The 18094-nt window shown below is 52.2% G+C and carries 14 protein-coding genes; 11 read left to right on the top strand and 3 right to left on the bottom strand.

Annotated features, from left to right (window positions below):
* Positions 1 to 44 precede the first annotated feature (44 nt).
* Genes OGM67_08445 through OGM67_08435 form a run of 3 tightly spaced genes read right to left on the bottom strand, consistent with a single transcriptional unit; the run spans position 45 to position 3092 of the window.
* Positions 45 to 1232 (bottom strand): hypothetical protein, encoded by a 1188-nt coding sequence (locus OGM67_08445; GenBank protein UYJ36212.1) that lies wholly within the window; start codon positions 1230 to 1232, stop codon positions 45 to 47.
* Between the two features lie 35 nt (positions 1233 to 1267).
* A complete protein-coding gene (locus OGM67_08440; GenBank protein UYJ33619.1) occupies positions 1268 to 1975 on the bottom strand; it encodes a hypothetical protein in 708 nt (235 codons plus the stop codon).
* A gap of 10 nt (positions 1976 to 1985) precedes the next feature.
* Positions 1986 to 3092, bottom strand: a complete 1107-nt coding sequence (locus OGM67_08435) for a DUF6076 domain-containing protein (protein ID UYJ33618.1) — start codon at positions 3090 to 3092, stop codon at positions 1986 to 1988.
* A gap of 222 nt (positions 3093 to 3314) precedes the next feature.
* On the opposite strand from OGM67_08435, the gene OGM67_08430 reads away from it, so the two are divergent.
* The 11 genes from OGM67_08430 to OGM67_08380 all read left to right on the top strand — a co-directional run bounded on the left by OGM67_08430 (position 3315) and on the right by OGM67_08380 (position 18094).
* Positions 3315 to 3935 carry a CHC2 zinc finger domain-containing protein gene (locus OGM67_08430; protein ID UYJ33617.1) on the top strand — a complete coding sequence of 207 codons (621 nt, stop codon included), beginning with the start codon at positions 3315 to 3317 and terminating at the stop codon, positions 3933 to 3935.
* A gap of 1 nt (position 3936) precedes the next feature.
* Complete coding sequence (locus OGM67_08425) at positions 3937 to 5283, top strand: phage/plasmid primase, P4 family (GenBank protein ID UYJ33616.1); 1347 nt, start codon at positions 3937 to 3939, stop codon at positions 5281 to 5283.
* A 400-nt stretch (positions 5284 to 5683) separates the two neighbouring features.
* The gene (locus tag OGM67_08420; GenBank protein UYJ36211.1) at positions 5684 to 5899 is read left to right on the top strand and encodes an LLM class flavin-dependent oxidoreductase; all 216 of its coding nucleotides are present in this window, start codon (positions 5684 to 5686) and stop codon (positions 5897 to 5899) included.
* A 346-nt stretch (positions 5900 to 6245) separates the two neighbouring features.
* The gene (locus OGM67_08415) at positions 6246 to 7535 is read left to right on the top strand and encodes a plasmid recombination protein (protein UYJ33615.1); all 1290 of its coding nucleotides are present in this window, start codon (positions 6246 to 6248) and stop codon (positions 7533 to 7535) included.
* 18 nt (positions 7536 to 7553) lie between these two features.
* Entirely contained in the window at positions 7554 to 7856 is a 303-nt protein-coding gene (locus OGM67_08410) for a hypothetical protein (GenBank protein UYJ33614.1), read from the top strand.
* Positions 7856 to 9583 carry a recombinase family protein gene (locus tag OGM67_08405; protein ID UYJ33613.1) on the top strand — a complete coding sequence of 576 codons (1728 nt, stop codon included), beginning with the start codon at positions 7856 to 7858 and terminating at the stop codon, positions 9581 to 9583. Before OGM67_08410 ends, OGM67_08405 begins: the two co-directional genes overlap by 1 nt.
* Before the next feature lie 258 nt (positions 9584 to 9841).
* Positions 9842 to 10600 carry a LytTR family DNA-binding domain-containing protein gene (locus OGM67_08400; GenBank protein UYJ33612.1) on the top strand — a complete coding sequence of 253 codons (759 nt, stop codon included), beginning with the start codon at positions 9842 to 9844 and terminating at the stop codon, positions 10598 to 10600.
* Positions 10588 to 11331 carry a hypothetical protein gene (locus tag OGM67_08395; GenBank protein ID UYJ33611.1) on the top strand — a complete coding sequence of 248 codons (744 nt, stop codon included), beginning with the start codon at positions 10588 to 10590 and terminating at the stop codon, positions 11329 to 11331. Before OGM67_08400 ends, OGM67_08395 begins: the two co-directional genes overlap by 13 nt.
* On the top strand, positions 11298 to 12083 hold the full coding sequence (locus tag OGM67_08390) for a GHKL domain-containing protein (protein UYJ33610.1): 786 nt from the start codon (positions 11298 to 11300) through the stop codon (positions 12081 to 12083). The genes OGM67_08395 and OGM67_08390 overlap by 34 nt, the downstream gene beginning before the upstream one ends.
* A 368-nt stretch (positions 12084 to 12451) precedes the next feature.
* On the top strand, positions 12452 to 15532 hold the full coding sequence (locus OGM67_08385) for a glycoside hydrolase family 3 C-terminal domain-containing protein (protein ID UYJ33609.1): 3081 nt from the start codon (positions 12452 to 12454) through the stop codon (positions 15530 to 15532).
* 144 nt (positions 15533 to 15676) lie between these two features.
* Positions 15677 to 18094 (top strand): glycoside hydrolase family 3 C-terminal domain-containing protein, encoded by a 2418-nt coding sequence (locus OGM67_08380; protein ID UYJ33608.1) that lies wholly within the window; start codon positions 15677 to 15679, stop codon positions 18092 to 18094.

The following is an 18094-nucleotide window of genomic DNA, read 5'->3' as shown; positions in this document are numbered from 1 at the left end:
AGCATGGGAACACAGCAAATACCACTTACAGTGGTTGTAAGGATTCAAGATATAAGTGGCGGCTCAAGGGGGACGAGCATATATTTTGTAAGAGCATCAGGCGACAATGATAAAATATACCGGATCGCCTCCTTGGCAAACCAGTTCGTTTTAATTGTATCCCAATCAGCAAGTCGGATAATCTCTGCTGTGCCGTTCTCAAAATCAACTGAAATTTCGCCCCATTCGCCGTCGCAGTCTGCTTGATATTCGTAGATTGTGGCGGCGATTTTCTTTTTGCGCTTGGTTTTGGTTTTCTGTTTCAGCCGGACAGCATGGAGCGCACCTTCGGCAACCAGCAGTTCTGTCAGTTTGTCCACCGCTTTCCGGTAGGCTCGCTCTGCACCGCTGGCTGTGCTGCCCTCAAACATAATCGCCAATTCTTCAAAAGTGGGGCGGTTCTTCCATGAGTCAACTCGCCCGCAGGTCATACAGATTGCTAACCGTTTTTCGAGCAAGGTCTGTTCCCGGTAATTCAGCTTCTCAAATGCCCGCTGTACCTTTTCTGCTTGTATGCCGTTCCAGAGGATGTCGGTATAGTTCCAGCTATCGTCAAGGGCTATATCCTCGCCTGTTTCCTCGCCGTCCTCGTCCGTTATATAGAACGGCTGCTGGTTGCGGATTCCACGGACAACTTTCAGATATTCTTCCGCAAGAGCAAGGTCGCAGTTATACTTCTTGGAAAACTGGTTGACCGCATCTTTGGTGTTATGGTACAGCCACGCCATTGATCGCACCATTTTGTAATTGGTCAGAGAGGATACCGACCATTTTTCTTCGCCCATGCGGAAACGGAGCATAGAATCCCAGATGAACGGATAGATGTATGTAGCATACTCCGCACCCTTGGCAGGATCATAGTCCATCAGCTTTTGGAGCATTTGCTCCCGGCAGGAGATCTTTATATCGATAAATCGGTCTGTGTCGTACAGATTGCCGCCGTCCACACTGAGAAAGCCTTTGATGCGCTTGTTGAGCTGCGTTTCGTAGTGGTGCAGAAAGAACGAAAAATATAGCAAATTCTTTTCCCGCAAAGCAGACAGGATATATTCATTCAGACTGTCCACCGCTGGCGGTTCCGGTTCCAGTTGGAAGATGCGCTCTGCCACATAGGGGATGATGCCGTCACCGTGTGGATTAACTTGGTGCTTCGGTATGTATCCGGTCATGTTCCACGAAAAATCATTTAGCATAGCGCACCTCCCTTCTAAGTAATCAGCGGGAATAATTAACCATAATTCCAAGTTTGTCTTGCAGCATTTATATTATCCAGAAGAACAGATGCAGGATTTGCCTCGTAATAGTACGTGCTCATATCCAAAATGCCTTCTTCCATTTCACCCCACTCTGCTGTGCGAGAAACAAAGATTCTATTATATACACACCAATCGCATGTGGTGGTGAAAGCAGCAATATCTGCAAAGTCTTTTGGAAATACAATTCTTCTTCCATTTGATGTTGGCTTAAGATAGTTCTCCATTATTTCTTTGAAATTCTTCAGATCATAATCCGTAGCGTTTTCCAAAGCTTTACAGACAATCAATTCTTCGTGCGTGAATTCTGTAAGTGTTTCTAAATGGTTTGCAAGAATTAGACCATAAATAACGCAAACCTTTGGGCATTCTGCATTTACGGTTTGTTTGAACAGATTGGCTACGATAATAGCCTTTTCCGGGCTGGAGTTTACATAGTTGTAAAGCTCGTTCAATCTTCTTTCGAGATTAAAGCCAGATGCAAGACCGTTCAGTAGATGGCCGAGTTTGAAGGTATTGTATTCAGATAGAAGATCATTTCCTATTCCGCCTACAATTCCCGCAACTGGGTTTACTACGCCCAACACACCAATAGAGCCAGAACGGATTATTTTGGTCATAGGATTGTCCATAACCCGGCTAAGCGCATTCCCAATATCAGTTAAATCATATTTCTGTGCCATTACATATTCCTCATTTCGTCCGTAATTTTGCTTCTTTCTTCAAAGCAGCCTGTCCCATCTCTTTTTCGTAATCACCTTTGGCATAGGCGACATTGCTCAGCGCTCGAAGCATTTTATCCTTTGCCAGCTTTTTCATAACCTCTGCAAGATCAGCGTCCAGAGTACCACGCTTCACATAGCGGTTTATGGTGTTCAGCCGTTTCTCATAAATCTGTTTCACCGGATGATCGTCCGCAAGCTCCCGTTGTTCTCTGCCTTTCAGGTTGCCGATCTGTCGGCAAGTGCGGTGCAGCTTGTCCCCCGGTGCATAGCCGCCGCAGTATTTGGTGTGCCTTGCGTTGGTGGTGAGGAACCACTTGCCGCAGATTTTGCATTTTTTCGGGGCATGACCAACACATAAGCCCTCAAAAAGATCAGACCGGAACATCCCTACAAAGGATACATAGTGCATCCGCTTGACCAGCTTCGCAACTTTTTCGCCGGGACGGATGACCGATATATACTGAACGGAATTATTCAAAGTAGACATCCAGGCATTGCCCTCCGTGATAGAGAACTCCGGCGGAAAATAGTCGCCGAACATTTTTGCAAAACCCTCTGCGGTGCGTTCTGCTTCATTGCCGTCTGATTTTTCTGCAAAATCAAGCATGGCCGTTTGGTATTCCCCAAGGGAGTATGCCAGATGCCCGAAAACTGCGGTATAGCGTTGGAGCATCATCGCATCGGCAAAGTTCTGGATTTCTTCAAATTGCAAAGAATTGGTTGCGGCTTTTATGGCAAACTCCACATATTTCAGCGCATTGTCCACAGTAAAGACTTTTTCAATCCGTTCTCTGTGCTTTGAGATATTCATATAGGAGAACGGCGGTGTTTGACTGAGAATATCAAGCATCGTCAGAGCAGCTTCCGTTGCAATAGGACAGAGTGCAGAAGCATCCTGTCCGGCGTTTAATATTCCAAGCAGCAGATTGATTTTCTCGCATTGCTCGTTCATCTTTGCGATGGTATCCGCAGGGACATTCAGCGCATCACAGGCAAGAGCGCCGACAGGAAGTGTTTTTCCCTCATATATGACCGTATCCTGCCAAAAATCCAATGTCATCAGTTCTTGGTTCATGCTTGCCCCTCCTGTCCTGTTTTTTCATTTTCTTAATTCTATCATGCTAATGTAAAGAAATCTACATCTATCCATAAGTTGTCCTGTTTTTTGAAACGGGGTTGTCCTCCGATTAGCCTGTTTTTTGAAAAATCCGGCATAACCATAGTAGAAGGAGCCAAACCCCTGCCAATCACGGCGGGTGTTTCGTGCTTTCTAAATACTATGAACGGAGGTTTTTCTATGACAATCTATGAAATCATCAAGGCGGCAATCAGCGTAAAGCAAGCCGCAAAACACTACGGGCTGAATGTCAACCGCAATGGTATGGCTTGCTGCCCGTTCCACAACGACAGGCATCCGAGCTTGAAGCTGAACGAGGATTATTTCTTCTGCTTCGGCTGCGGAGCCAAGGGGGATGTAATCGACCTTGTGGCAAGACTGTTCGATCTGAGCAGTTATGAAGCAGCGCAAAAGCTGGCTGCGGACTTCGGGCTTGACCCGAAACCGCCCACTGCCGCAGCTATGGTCAAGCCAAAGCGTCCCTATATCCGTCAGTTCCGGGAGAATGAAATGCTGTGTTTCCGGGTGCTGACGGATTATCTGCATCTGCTGGAAGATTGGAAAATACGATACGCACCCAAGACACCGGAAGATGCTCTGGATGACCGTTTTGTGGAAGCCTGCCAGATGCACTGCTATATCGAATATATGGCAGATGTGCTGACGGTGGGTGATCTGGAAGAACGGGTGGCATTGGTGGACAAGCTGATGCAGGACGACAAAATTGCTTTTCTGCAAGAGTATACCGCACGAAAGAAAAAGGAGGTGGCGCACCGTGGCGAAGAACCGGAAAACGCCTAATATGAATTTTCCTGTCTGGTTTGACGGGCAGAACATCAACGAAGCTCTGTTTTGTGAAGAATTTCTGCATGAGCGCAGAATCATCTTCGCAAACGGAGCTTTTTTCACGCCCGATGGTCGAGTGACGGATGACCTTCCTCTGCGTGGGGAGATTTACGACAAGCTGAAATTTTGTGCCGTGAACAACATCCCACGGAAGATCACCAACATTCTGGAAGTGCTGAAACTGGAAGCGCAGGTGTCTGACTTCCCTCCGGAGCAGGATCGCATCCATGTTGCCAACGGTACGCTGCTCTTGAACGGCACTTTCACCGAAGGCAGACCGGCTATCGTGCGAAGCCGTCTGCCTGTCGGCTATAATCCCGATGCTCCTGCACCGGTGATCTGGCTGAACTTTCTGGATGGGTTGCTTTACGCCGAGGACATTCCAACTTTGCAGGAGTTTATCGGCTATTGCCTGATTCCCTCCAACAAGGGGCAGCGCATGATGGTGATTAAAGGCAACGGTGGCGAGGGTAAATCTCAAATCGGTGCGGTGCTGTCCACCATCTTCGGCACGAATATGAAAGACGGCAGCATCGGGAAGATTTCTGAAAACCGTTTTGCCCGTGCCGATCTGGAACACATCCTGCTGTGCGTGGATGATGATATGCGGATGGAAGCTCTGCGTCAGACCAACTATGTAAAATCCATCGTGACTGCACAGGGCAAAATGGACTTGGAACGCAAGGGCAAGCAGAGTTATCAGGGCTGGATGTTTGCCCGGTTGCTGGCATTCAGCAATGGTGATCTGCAAGCCCTATATGATCGCAGCGATGGTTTTTACCGCAGACAGCTTGTGCTGACCACCAAAGAAAAGCCCATGGACAGAGCCGATGATCCTGACCTTGCAGAGAAGATGAAAGCTGAAGCCGAGGGTATCTTCCTGTGGGCATTTGAAGGCTTACAGCGGCTTGTTGCCAACAACTTTAAGTTCACGGAGAGTGACCGTATCCGGGAAAACCGGGAAGCGGTCAAGCGTGACAACAACAATATCTTTGATTTCATGGAGTCGGAGGGATACATCCGATTGAAAGCGGATGCTTCCATCAGCTCTAAGGATTTCTATGAAATCTACCGGATGTGGTGTGAGGAAAACTCCCTTGCACCGCTGAAAGCCCGTAGATTCAGCGATGCCATGATTGCCAATGCCGGGAGATTCAATCTGGAGCATTGCAACAACATCACCAACTCTGCCGGACGGCGGGTGTGGGGCTTTATGGGCGTGGAAGCTGTGGCAAGACCTCATATAAATGGATTTTACGATGTTTCGCCGTGTACGTACGTACCGGAGGACTGGCGGGATTGATTTTGCCAGTCATGCTCTGTACGTATGTACGCAGCATTTACCCCTGTTTTCTTCCGTTATAGGAAACAGCAGCTTTCAAAGCTGACCTGTTTTCGGGCATTAAAAATCAATGGTAATGGAAACAGCAAAGTTTTTGACCGCAGGACGAAACTATTTCACGAAATCGTGCTTCTCTGAACCGTGTACCCTGTTCACGGAACAATGGGTGTTTTCACTGTTCCAGACCAAACCACACAAAACGGCAAAGTGGGATATGGTCATATATGGACAGGACATCACAAGCGAAATTCTGAACGGATTTCGGAGATTGCAGATTTTTCACTGTTCGGTGCATCCACTCCACCTTGGAGCGCAGAGGTTGCACCGACACATGAACTGAATTATGGAGGATTTTATCAATATGAATATACGCAACGAAATAAAGGCACAGATCATCCGTGCCGGGATGACCATGCAGGAAGTTGTTGACCTGCTCTCGGACGAGTACGGATGGAGCGACAGCGTTTCCAACCTGTCCGCAAAATTACAGCGGGAAAGTATACGATACAAGGAAGTATTGGAGCTTGCCGCTGTGCTTGGTTACGACATCGTATGGCAGAAAAGACGGGAGAAGTGATACCCCGGCAACAGCCCTCCGCATCTCCCGTCCCCATAGGCGCACCGCAGTGCTGCCCATGGACAGGCAGTGAAAGATACGGTTTTCGCTGCCATCGTCTGCAAGAAATGTTCCGCAGAACAGCTTCATGCAGACGGGCTGACCAAGGTAAAAGGCGCAGACATTTTGCCTTGGTCAGCAGAGGTCACCGCAGTGACCGCATTCCCCCTCGGGAGAGCCCTCGGAGAGCCCACGGCACTTTGTAGCCAGCATGGATGAAAGTGTAATAGTGGGTTATTACACTTTGAAAAAGTGCCGTTCCTCAGCCCTCCGCTGTCTGCAAATCTTAAAGAAAGGACAAAAATCTATGGCAAGAAATGATGGAATTGATCGTACCTTAGCCAGAAATCAGGACTTGGAAACTCCGGATGATGTGACAAAAGTACAGGAACACAATGAGCGTGAAAAAGACCGTTATTCCAATGTGGACATCGTGCCGGAACGTACTGCGCTGAATGTTCACTTCAAGTCTCCCACTGACGATTATGTAAAAATGTTTGAGCAGATGGAGCAGGACAAGATCATCTCCACCAGAGGGCTGAAACCGGATGCCGTCAAATATGGCGAGTTGGTTTTCGATGTGAACTCCGCTTATTTCTACAACCACGGCGGCTATGAGTTTGCAAAACAGTTTTATGCCGATGCCTATAAAGCCGCCGTGGAGATCGTGGGCGGTGAGCAGTATATCCTCTCCGCTGTAATGCATGCCGACGAGCGCAACCGGGCAATGTCGGAAGCTCTGGGTGAGGATGTGTACCACTATCACCTTCATGTGGTTTATATCCCGGTGGTGGAGAAACAAATCCTGTGGTCGAAGCGATGCAAGGATGAATCCCTCCGGGGAACGGTAAAGGAAACGATCACACAGGTCAGCCGCAGTAAGAAGTGGGAATCCAAACCCGTTCTTGATGAAAACGGAAATCCTATGTTGAACGCAAAAGGGAAAAAGATTTTGAAGTCGTCCTACAGTGTGCTGCAGGATGACTTTTTCAATTTCATGCGAAACGCTGGTTATACCGATGTAGAGCGTGGAGAATGTGGCAGCACCGAAGAACATCTGACGGTGACACAGTTCAAGGTACAGGCCGAACAGCAGCGTTTGGAAGCTGTGACCGGACAGGTGGCACAGGCCGAGCAGAGCTTAGCGGATGCCAAAGCTGCCACGGAGAAGCAGAAAAAGAAACTGGAAGCTCTGAAAAAGGAAACTCAGGCTGCTAAGTCTGTTGCTATGACTGCACATGAGATTGAGTCGATGGGCAAGAAAAATCCCATTACGGGAAATGTTACCATGACGGCGGATGAGTGCCGCACGCTAAAGGATTATGCGGTCAGCAGCTTTGCGGAAAAGTCTGAGAAGCTGAAATACAAGCAGAAATTCGAGCAGGCAGATAAAAACGCAAAGATATGGAAAGACCGTTTTGAAAAACTGAACAAAGACTATGAGGAGCTGAAACAAAAAGCCCAGCCTTTCCTGGATGCGATTGAGATTGCATCTGAAAAGGTCTGGGCTTTTATCAATGCCATCCTCGCCAGGGGAAAGGAACTGTATGAACACAAACACCCTGCCCGCAATCGTGGACAGGACATGGAAATTTAAGAAAGGAACTATTTGCCTATGAAGAAAACCGTAGATGAAATTAACAAGATGATTATGGAAGATGCCCCGATGGAAGAAATCAACGATGCCATCGGCTATATTGATATTTGCTCCTGCTTCGATCCGATTTTTGAGCCGCCTATTGATTTTCTGGAAGAATGCCGCAAGCGTTGGGAAGCGGCACAGTCCTCTTTCTGCAAAACCATTGAGTGCAAGATCGGAAACACATGGTATGTGATTGAAACGGAGTGTGATGGAAATGAGCCACTTACCGACAAGGTAAAACGGCTCATTTTTTCTGACAAGGGGGTGATTTGTTAATGACTGCGACACAAAAGCATGATATAATTCCAATATGCACAACGGTACTGTCGGCTGACCAACCACCGAAGGAGGATATTATGTTGGATCAGCAGAAAATTACCATTCTCTATTGCCGTCTGAGCAACGAGGATGCCCAGGAAGGCGAGAGTAACAGTATCGCAAATCAGAGAGAGTATTTAACCCGATATGCCCGTGACCACGGGTATACAAACCTGAAAATTCTGGTGGATGACGGTTATACGGGGACGAACTTCAATCGTCCCGGTGTGCAGGAAGGCTTTGAGCTTGTCAAGCAGGGGCTTGTGGGCTGCTGGCTGGTCAAAGACCTCAGCCGCTTTGGTCGTGACTATCTGACTGTTGGACAATATACGGATATTATCTTTCCGAGTTATGATGTCCGCTTTATCGCTATAAATGATGGCGTAGACAGCAACCGGGGAGACAGCGAGGGCTTCGCCGCAATCCGTAATCTGTTCAACGAGTGGTATCCCCGTGATACCAGCAAGAAAGTCCGTGTCAGTTTGCGGCAGAGAGGAACCAGTGGGAAGCACATGGGCAAACCGCCCTACGGATACCGCTGTGACCCGGAGGACAAGGATCACTGGATTCTGGATGAAGAAGCGGCTCCGGTAGTCAAGCTCATCTTCGACCTTTGCATTGACGGCAAAGGCCCGGAGCAGATTGCAAGGATTCTGGAAGAAAAGCAGATTATGACCGCAAAGGCACTCTATGCCAAGCGAAAGAAAAAGCCGATGCCGGAAAGACCGTACCACTGGGGCAACCAGTCCATTGCAGGGATTTTGGAACGGCAGGAGTACACAGGCTGTACCTGCAACTTCAAGACTTATTCCAAGTCCTACAAGCTGAAAAAGCGGATTCCCAATGAGCCGGAGAATATGTTTTATCTGCCGGACACACAGGAAGCGATTGTATCTCAGGCACAGTTTGACAGGGTGCAGGAACTGAGGAAAAACAAACGCCGCCCCGCAAAAGCGGAACGGCAGGGATTGTTCTCCGGGCTTCTGTTTTGTGCCGATTGCGGCGGCAAGCTCCACTTTGCCACAAGCAAAAGCTTTGAGGGCAAGCAGGATCACTACGTCTGCAACAACTACAAGAGCAACCGTGGTACTTGTACTGCCCACTATATCCGGGAAGATGTGCTTCGTGAAATCGTTCTGGAACGCATCCGGGCAGTCAATGAGTATATCCGAAGCGATGTGGACGGTTTTCAGGAGGAATGGCTGCAATGCCGCAGGACTGACCAGGAGCGCAGCATCCGGGATGACAAAAAGAAGCTGGAACAGGCAAAGAAACGCCTTGCCGATCTGGATGTCATCATCGCCCGGCTGTACGAGGACTATGTTCTTGGAAATCTCAATCAGGACAGATACAGAAAGATGTCTGCGGACTATGAAGCGGAGCAGGAACGGTTAAAGCTCGAAATTGAAGTTATCGAAGAATGGGTGGAACAGCGGGAAGAAATGAACGACGGTCTGGATGCCTTTATCGCCCTGACACAGAAATATGTGGATGTGGAGGAGCTGACACAGACCATCGTGAACGAGTATATCAAGAAAATCATCGTCTATGCCCCGGACAAATCCAGCGGCAAGCGCAAGCAGAAAGTGAAGATTTTCTTCAACTTCGTGGACGATGTAGATATTCCCGTTATTTCCGAGCCTATCATCACGCAAACAACCTATGAACACAGAAAAACGGCGTGACCTTCGGGTCACACCGTTCTCTGCGACAAAATAGTTACTTGTCACTATTAAGCCTTGTCACAACAGGTTTTTTCAATGTTTTATAGTGCTACTGCACAGTAGTGGTCATACGGTGGTCAAGAATCTTCCATACCCAGCACGCGGCGTTCTGGAAATATCTTGAAAAAATTGGGCGATTCACTCGTAAAAGGTTGACGCGGCTGCGTTCGGGGGTATATCATATTTATATAGAACCTTGCGCGGAGGGAGGAACGCACGGTGATCCGAATCGGCATTGTGGACGATGAAAAACAAGAAAGAGACCAACTGAAACAGGCGCTGGCACGGTTTAGCGCGGAGAACGGCACAGAACTGAACGTACAGGAGTTCGACTGCGCGGCAGTCTATCTGGCGGCGCAAGACCGTGATTTTGACATTTTATATCTGGACATTGATATGCCGCAGATGTCCGGCATGGAACTGGCCGAAAAAATTCGGGAGACAGATCAAGACGTCATCCTCATTTTTTGCACGAATTTGCAGCAATTCGCGCTGAACGGGTACAGCGTTGGCGCGCTGGGCTTTATTGTAAAGCCTATACAGTGGTACTCCTTCCATATGTATCTGACGCGGGCGCTGAAGGCGCTGCAAAAGCGCGCCGGTCAAAAGGTTACGCCGCCGCACATTGTCGTCAAGGACGGCACCGTGACGCGGCTGCTGGATGCAGCGGAAATCGCCTATGTGGAGGTACGCCAGCACGACCTGCTGTACAACCTGTGCGGCGAGGACGGTAAGACCGAGATCATCAAAAACCGCGGTTCGATGCAGGAAATCGCGGCGCAGCTGACACCCTACGGCTTTGTGCGATGCAGCGCCAGTTACCTTGTGAACCTGCGCTGTATCACGGCGGTAAGCCGTATGAATGTCTATGTCGGCGGGGCGGCACTGCCCATCGGGCGCACCTACAAGGACGCCTTCACCGAAGCATTCTCCCGATATATGGCAAAAAAGGAGTGGGAAGATCCGTGCCGGTCATAAATTGGATACTGAGCCAGCAAATCCAGCTGGGTATGATTCTGTGCGCCTGCCTGTTTGTCCCGTGGGGGCAGCGCCGCAGCTGTTTCGTTCCGCGGCTGGCGGCGGGTGTATGCGTTTTTCTTGTGCTGACGGACACCCTGACATTCCTGCCGTTTTGGGCAAAATTGCTGCTGTATACGGCGCTGCTGTTTGCTCTGATATGGTTCAGCTTTGACTGCAGCCCGCTGCACGCTCTGTTTTATACAACCTGTGCCTACGCGGTGCAGCACATTGCCAGTAAGCTGGCCTATATGCCTTTTATTTGGCTGCTTCAGCATGGCCGCACAGACAGGCTCGTTACCTTTGTCATTCTGCTTTTCAGCAACCTTGTGGTCTGTCTGGTCATCTACCTGCTGTTCACCCTGCGCATCCGGCGCGGGCGCCTGCTGTTTGACAATGTCAAGACTGTGCTTTACTCCGGCTTTTTCCTGATTGCCGCGGTCTACCTGAGTGTTGTGCTGGAGGATGTTCTGGACAGCAGCGCAGAGTCCTACCTGACGGCCTATCTGGCGCTGAATGCGTTCTGCATCCTGTTTGCCATCACGATTCTGGCGCTGGAATTTTCAAATTGCAGCATCAAGAGTCTGGAACAAGAGAATGAAATGCTGGCGCAGCTGCTGGAATGTGACAAGCAGCAGTATGAGCAGGCAAAAAAGACATGGAAAAAATCAACATCCGCTACCATGACCTGAAACAGCAGTATTCCCGCGCCACAGATGAGGAACGCGCCCGTCTGGAAGAAGAAATGGACAACCTGAACCTGCGCTATCTCACCGGGAATAAGGCGCTGGACATCACACTGACCCAAAAGTCGGCACTCTGCGGGCAGGCAGGGATTCAGCTGGTCTGCTCGGCAGACGGCAGCTGTCTGGAGGATATGAAGCACTACCACATTTACTCCCTGCTGGGCAATGCGCTGGACAATGCCATTGAGTGTCTGACGCAGGTAAACGATGCGTCTAAGCGGGTCATCACACTGGACATCAGCCGCTGCCGTGACATGGCGGTCATCCGCGTGCAGAACTACACCCCCGCACCGCCGACGCTGCGGGACGGCGCTATCGTCACAACCAAACAGGATACCGAGGAGCATGGCTACGGCATAAAAAGCATCAAAAGCATTGCTGAGCTGTACGGCGCAACCGTGACCGGTGTGGACGACCTGAACCAGACCTTTGAGCTGCTGCTAAGCGGCCGCATTGATGCCACGCTGAACGCTGAGGTGACCTACTATGATTACATGAAGGAGCACCCCGACGCGAACGCGAAAATCGCCGTGCTGACTGCGGACGCGAACGAGGTTGCCATCCCGATGCGCAAGGGCGACGAGACCGCCACCCTGCGCGCTGCCATCGACACCGCCATTGAGGAAATGCGCGCCGACGGTACGCTGAAGGAATTGAGCGAGAAGTACTTCGGGACGGATATCTCCACGAATGAATAAATGAAGCATCCCCCGCCGCGTTGAAACGGCGGGGGAATTTTTGTGTGGGGGAGATGGATGGGAAAACGGGAAATTGCCGGAAGGCTGCGGGCCGGGTATGCCCGGCCCCTACAACTCTGTCTCGCGGCTCGTAGGGACGGGGCTCTGCTCCGCCCGCGCCGCGTACCCGCAATTTTGCACAAAGGGATGCGACCTTGTCTTGTGCGCTTTGCACTACGCTTTTTGTAATCTTTTTGTTACAATTACAGATTGCGCGCCCAAAACGACAGGTTATGCAAATTTTGTGCCACAAAGCCCCTTTTCTGCTACAATAAGGTCAGAACAAAGGCAGGGGCCAAAAGCCCCACCAAAATTCAAGGAGGAGAAAAATGCAAAAGAAAAAACTCACACCACTGCAAATTGTAGGCCATATTCTGCACACAGGTATTCTGGCTGTGCTGGCAGTTGTCATGGCAGTGCTGTTGTTTGCAGCCAACGTCATTCTGCCTAGTTACGCCCGCATGATAAATGCAATGCTGGGCTACAAGAAATCTTGGGACAACAGCAAAGTACAGACCGAAGGCCTGGACCTGGACTATAACACGGCGGACTATACCGCCGACACCATCGGTGATGCCGAAAAAGACCTGACCGACCGCATCAACAATGAAGGGGTCGTTCTGCTGAAAAATGACGGCGCCCTGCCCCTGGCCGAGGACACGACCGTGAGTCTGTTCTCTGCCAACAGTAAGCAGAATGTGGGTGCCGGGCTGATGGGCGGCGGCTCGCCGTTGAATACGGCCCTGACCGAGCGCGGCCTGAACGTGAACGAGACGCTGTGGAATTTCTACACGCAGGGTGCAGGTGCCGGGTATGGGCTGGCCAGCGGCTCCATCAGCTTCGGCGATGCCGAGGACTTCCGTATCAACGAGTGCCCGCTCTCTGTCATGCAGGGTGAGAGTGGTCTGCTGGACAGCGTACAGGGCACGACCCCGGTCTATATTCTCAAGCGTGTGGCAGGCGAGGGCCGTGATATGCCCCGTTCGATGTACAACCACGCTGCCAGTGAGGAAGACAAGGTCCGCAGCTATCTGGAACCGGACTCCACCGAGCGTGAGATTCTGCAATACCTGAATGATAACTACGACAATACAGTGCTGATCGTAAACTCCAACGCAGCGCTGGAGCTGGACTGGCTGGCCGATTACCCCAACATCAAGTCGGTGCTTTACGCGCCGACCATCGGCGCAGCTATGGCGGATGTGCTGACCGGCAAGGTCAGCCCCAGCGGGCGCACGGTGGACACCTTTGCGGCCGATGCCTCTGCATCCCCGGCGGCGCAGAACTTCGGTGATTATGCCTACTATGACGAAAACGGCAGCATCACAAAGTATAACTACGTCACGTATGAGGAAGGCATTTATGTCGGCTACCGCTATTACGAGACTCGGTATGAGGACGTTGTCCTCGGCCAGGGTAATGCGGGCGATTACGACTATGCCGGCGAGGTCGTGTATCCTTTCGGTTACGGCCTGAGCTATACGACCTTCGATTGGAGCGACTTTAAGGCAGACTGGAGCGGTGACACCTGCACGGCACAGGTCACTGTCACCAACACCGGCGATATGGCAGGCAAGGACGTTGTGGAGCTTTATGTACAAAGCCCCTATACGGATTACGACAAAGCAAACGGTGTGGAAAAGCCTGCCGTGGAGTTGGTCGGCTACGGAAAAACGTCTGAGCTGGCACCCGGCGCAAGTGAGACGGTAAGCGTTACCTTTACGAAAGACCAGCTCAAGGCATATGACGCCAGCGGTGCGAAAACATACATCCTGGATGCAGGTGACTACTATATTACCGCGGCAGAAAATGCCCACGACGCTATCAACAATGTGCTGGCGGCCAAGGGAAAAACCGTTGCAGACGGTATGACCGCCGACGGTGATGCGGCATTTGCCACCGTGTATACCCCTGCCAACACCGAGACAGATACCACCACCTATGCAGTCGACAGCCGCACGGGTGCTGCTGTCACAAATCAGCTGGATGCCGCCAAGGGCGATGCCGGTTACCTGACCCGCAGCGATTGGGCAGGCACGTTCCCGAAACCGGACGGCGAACCCAGCGATGTGATCAGCACCTGGGGCAATGAAATCAACGGCACGGATGCTGACGGCAAGCCCGCCTCTTACCAGTACAAAAAGACTGCCGGTGCAGAGCTGGTGGCGCAGCTGGATTCCACCGATTCCGGCAACCCGACTGTGGGTGATACCTACGAGGATGAAATCGTCTACGGTGCCGACAACGGGCTGAGCCTGATTGACCTGCGCGGCAAGAGCTACGACGACCCGATGTGGAACGACCTGCTTGACCAGCTGACGGCAGACGATTATTACAACATCATCACCTGCTCTGGTTACGGTGTGCCCGCCATCAATAGTGTGGGCAAGCCCTTTGTGATCGATGCTGACACAGCAAGCGGGCTGATCTACGGCGGCACCGGTACTATGTTCCCCAACATGATGACCCTTGCCCAGACCTGGAACCAGGATCTGGCGCAGGAATACGGCACGATGATCGGCAATGAGGCGGTCATCGGCGGCTGCGACGGCTGGTATGCACCGTCCATGAACATCCATCGTACCCCCTTCAGCGGTCGTAATGGTGAGTATTACTCCGAGGATCCGTTCCTTTCCGGCACAGTAGCATCCAAAGAAGTCTACGGTGCTGCCACCAAGGGGCTGTATGCCTATATCAAGCACTTTGCCTTTAACGACCAGGAAAACCACCGCGGCGACCGCGATGGGCAGTACGGCGCGGCAACCTGGCTGAATGAGCAGTCTGCACGCGAAATCTATCTCAAGCCTTTTGAGATGTGCATGAAACTGGATGACGTCACGCTGAACTATGTGGAGAAGCAGGCCGACGGCAGTTACAAGAATGCGACTACTACCATCCCGGCGGCACTGGGCGTTATGACAGCCTTCAACCGCGTTGGCGCGACCTGGACCGGCGGCAGCTACGCGCTGATTACCGGAATCCTGCGCACCGAGTGGGGCTTCAATGGCGCGGTTATCACTGATAACGCCAATACCGGCGTCTTTATGGGCGGCCAGCAGATGATCGAGGCAGGCGGCGACATGAAGCTGACTTACGAGAAAAACTCCGCCCGCTGGGATGATTTCGACAAAGACAATGCCGAAACCTACCACTATGCACGCGAGGCACTGCACCATGTGTTGTACACGACCGCCAACACCAAAGCAATGAACAGCGCAATGCCGGGCAGTATCTACAAGGATGGTCCGCAGGTCAGTACGACCGTGCGCACAGTGGTCAACATCCTCTGCACGCTGCTGCTGATTCTGCTTGCTTACCGGGTATTCCGTGTATGGAAGCCCAGCAAGCGCAAGCTGGCAAAGATGGAGGCAAAAGCGGCCAAGAAAGCGGCCAAGAAGGCAAACACCTAATTCGGAAAGTAAGGGCAACACCGCACAATTCCCGCCTGACGGCTTAAGCACCTCGCTCGCCGTATCGGCACTTAGAATTATGCGGTATTACCTAAGGGCGGCAGAATGCGCTGCCGCCCTTGCTTTTTATGCGGGGAGAGACCCATGAAACACACAGATATTATAACCAAACTAAACCTTGAACAAAAATGTGCTCTGCTGTCCGGTGATACCGTGTTCACGACGCGGGGCTACAAAAACGCGGGCGTGCCGTCCATCACCCTGTCCGACGGCCCCAACGGCGTGCGCAAGCAGGCCGGGGCGGCGGATCACCTGGGGCTGAACCCCAGCGTGCCGGCCACCTGCTTCCCCACAGCCGCCACCGTGGCGTGCAGCTGGGATCCGGCGCTGGGCGAGGAAATCGGCCGGGCCATGGGCGAGGAGGCCGCCGCGCAGGAGGTCGCCGTTCTGCTGGGGCCGGGCCTGAACACCAAGCGCAGCCCCCTCTGCGGCCGCAGCTTTGAGTATTTCTCCGAGGACCCGTATCTCGCGGGCAAGCTGGCGGCGGGATATATTCGCGGCATCCAGTCCAAGGGCGTAGCCGCCTGCCCGAAGCACTTTGCCGTCAACAGTCAGGAAACGCGGCGTATGGCTTCGGATTCCATCGTGGACGAGCGCACCCTGCGGGAAATTTACCTGACCGGGTTTGAAATTGCCGTCAAAGAGGGGCATCCCCGCAGCATTATGTCATCGTACAATCTTGTGAACGGTACCTACGCCAACGAGAATAAGCACCTGCTCATGGAGATCCTGCGCGGTGAGTGGGGCTTTGATGGCGCGGTCATCACCGACTGGGGCGGAAGCAACGACCACGCGCTGGGTGTGAAGAACGGCTCCACGCTGGAAATGCCCGCGCCCGGTGGGGACAGTGTGCGCGAACTGTTGGCGGCGGTGGAAAGCGGGAAAATCTCTGAATCCGACATCGACGCCCGCTTGTCAGAGTTGCTGCCGCTGGTGTTTGATACCAAGGCTGCGCTGGACGCTGCCCCGCGCGAGTTTGATGCGGCAGCCCATCATGCGCTTGCCCGCCGTGCCGCCGAGGAAAGCCTTGTGCTGCTGAAAAACGAGGGCGCTTTGCTGCCGTTGGCGGCGGGCAGCAAGGTGGCTGTTATCGGCGACTTTGCCAAAAATCCGCGCTATCAGGGCGCAGGCTCCAGCATGGTGAACTCGACACAGGTGGATGTGCTGCTGGATAAGCTGATTGACTCCGAGTTGAATGTCATCGGGTATCAGCAGGGCTTTGACCGCCACGGTAAGCCGGATGCAGCTTTGCAGAAATCCGCCTGCGAACTGGCGACACAGGCGGATACAGTTATTTTGTGCATGGGTCTGGATGAAATCGCCGAGAGTGAGGGTCTTGACCGCAGCAATCTGCGCCTTGCGCAAAATCAGGTGGATCTGCTGCAGGCTGTGGCGGCCGTCAACCCGAAAATTGTCGTGGTATTGTACAGCGGCAGCGTAGTCGAAACGCCGTGGCTGGACAACTGCCAAGCCCTGTTGTACGCCGCTTTAGGCGGTCAGGCGGGGGCGGGAGCCGTTGCGGATGCACTGACCGGCAAGGTCAACCCCTGCGGCAAGCTGGCAGAAACATGGCCGTTGGCCTACGCCGACGTACCCAGCGCTGCCGACTTTGCCACCCGCCGCAAGACCGTGGAGTACCGCGAGGGGCTGTACATCGGCTACCGCTACTTTACCACGGCGGAAAAAGCAGTGCGCTTCCCGTTTGGCTATGGTATGAGCTACACGACGTTTGCGTACAGCGATATGGCTGCCGATGAACAGGGGGTCAGCCTTACCGTAACGAACACCGGCAGCGTGGCAGGTACGGAAATCGTGCAGCTGTATGTTGCTAAAAAGAACAGTGAGCTTTTCCGCCCTGTCAGGGAACTGAAAGGCTTTGCCCGCGTAACACTCGCCCCCGGCGAGAAACAGCGCATCACCATTACGCTGGACGATAAGGCGTTCCGCTTCTGGAATGTCAAGGCTAACCGCTGGGAAATCGAGGGCGGCGAGTACGAGCTGCTTGTCGGCGCAAGCGTGGAAGACATCCGGCTGTGCGAGAAAATCTCCGTGCATGGAACGGCTACCGTGCATCCGTATGAAGATGTGGACCTGGATTGCTATTATAAGGGCGATGTGCTGAGCGTTTCCGATGCGGACTTTGAAAAGCTGCTGGGGCATCCCATCCCGGACGGAAAAACCAAAATTGACCGCAATCTGACCTTGGGCGAACTGAACCACGCACGTAGCCCGCTGGGCTGGCTTGTGTGGCTTGTGCTGACGATCCTGCTGGATGTCAGCTATAAACGCGGCAAGCCGGACCTGAACATTTTGTTCCAGTACAATATGCCCCTTCGCGCCTTGGCAAAGATGACAAACGGTGCCATCAGCATGGGCATGGTGGACGGCATTGTCATGGAATTGCAGGGCTTCTGGATCTTGGGTCTTGTGCGGGTGATTTATGAAGCGATTAAGAATGTGGTGCTGAATGCGCAGATGGAAAAGCGTCTGCGCGGCGCTTGA

This window comes from Oscillospiraceae bacterium, from assembly GCA_025757985.1.
Lineage (GTDB): Bacteria > Bacillota > Clostridia > Oscillospirales > Ruminococcaceae > Gemmiger.
This window is presented reverse-complemented; position numbering and strand designations above follow the sequence as displayed.

What these genes read in the sequence shown, in the direction of transcription:
- OGM67_08440 (UYJ33619.1), bottom strand. Translation starts at nt 1,975, where the DNA reads ATGGCACAGAAATATGATTTAACTGATATTGGGAATGCGCTTAGCCGG.
- OGM67_08445 (UYJ36212.1), bottom strand. Translation starts at nt 1,232, where the DNA reads ATGCTAAATGATTTTTCGTGGAACATGACCGGATACATACCGAAGCAC.
- OGM67_08430 (UYJ33617.1), top strand. Translation starts at nt 3,315, where the DNA reads ATGACAATCTATGAAATCATCAAGGCGGCAATCAGCGTAAAGCAAGCC.
- OGM67_08410 (UYJ33614.1), top strand. Translation starts at nt 7,554, where the DNA reads ATGAAGAAAACCGTAGATGAAATTAACAAGATGATTATGGAAGATGCC.
- OGM67_08425 (UYJ33616.1), top strand. Translation starts at nt 3,937, where the DNA reads ATGAATTTTCCTGTCTGGTTTGACGGGCAGAACATCAACGAAGCTCTG.
- OGM67_08385 (UYJ33609.1), top strand. Translation starts at nt 12,452, where the DNA reads ATGCAAAAGAAAAAACTCACACCACTGCAAATTGTAGGCCATATTCTG.
- OGM67_08415 (UYJ33615.1), top strand. Translation starts at nt 6,246, where the DNA reads ATGGCAAGAAATGATGGAATTGATCGTACCTTAGCCAGAAATCAGGAC.
- OGM67_08380 (UYJ33608.1), top strand. Translation starts at nt 15,677, where the DNA reads ATGAAACACACAGATATTATAACCAAACTAAACCTTGAACAAAAATGT.
- OGM67_08405 (UYJ33613.1), top strand. Translation starts at nt 7,856, where the DNA reads ATGACTGCGACACAAAAGCATGATATAATTCCAATATGCACAACGGTA.
- OGM67_08420 (UYJ36211.1), top strand. Translation starts at nt 5,684, where the DNA reads ATGAATATACGCAACGAAATAAAGGCACAGATCATCCGTGCCGGGATG.
- OGM67_08435 (UYJ33618.1), bottom strand. Translation starts at nt 3,092, where the DNA reads ATGAACCAAGAACTGATGACATTGGATTTTTGGCAGGATACGGTCATA.
- OGM67_08390 (UYJ33610.1), top strand. Translation starts at nt 11,298, where the DNA reads ATGGAAAAAATCAACATCCGCTACCATGACCTGAAACAGCAGTATTCC.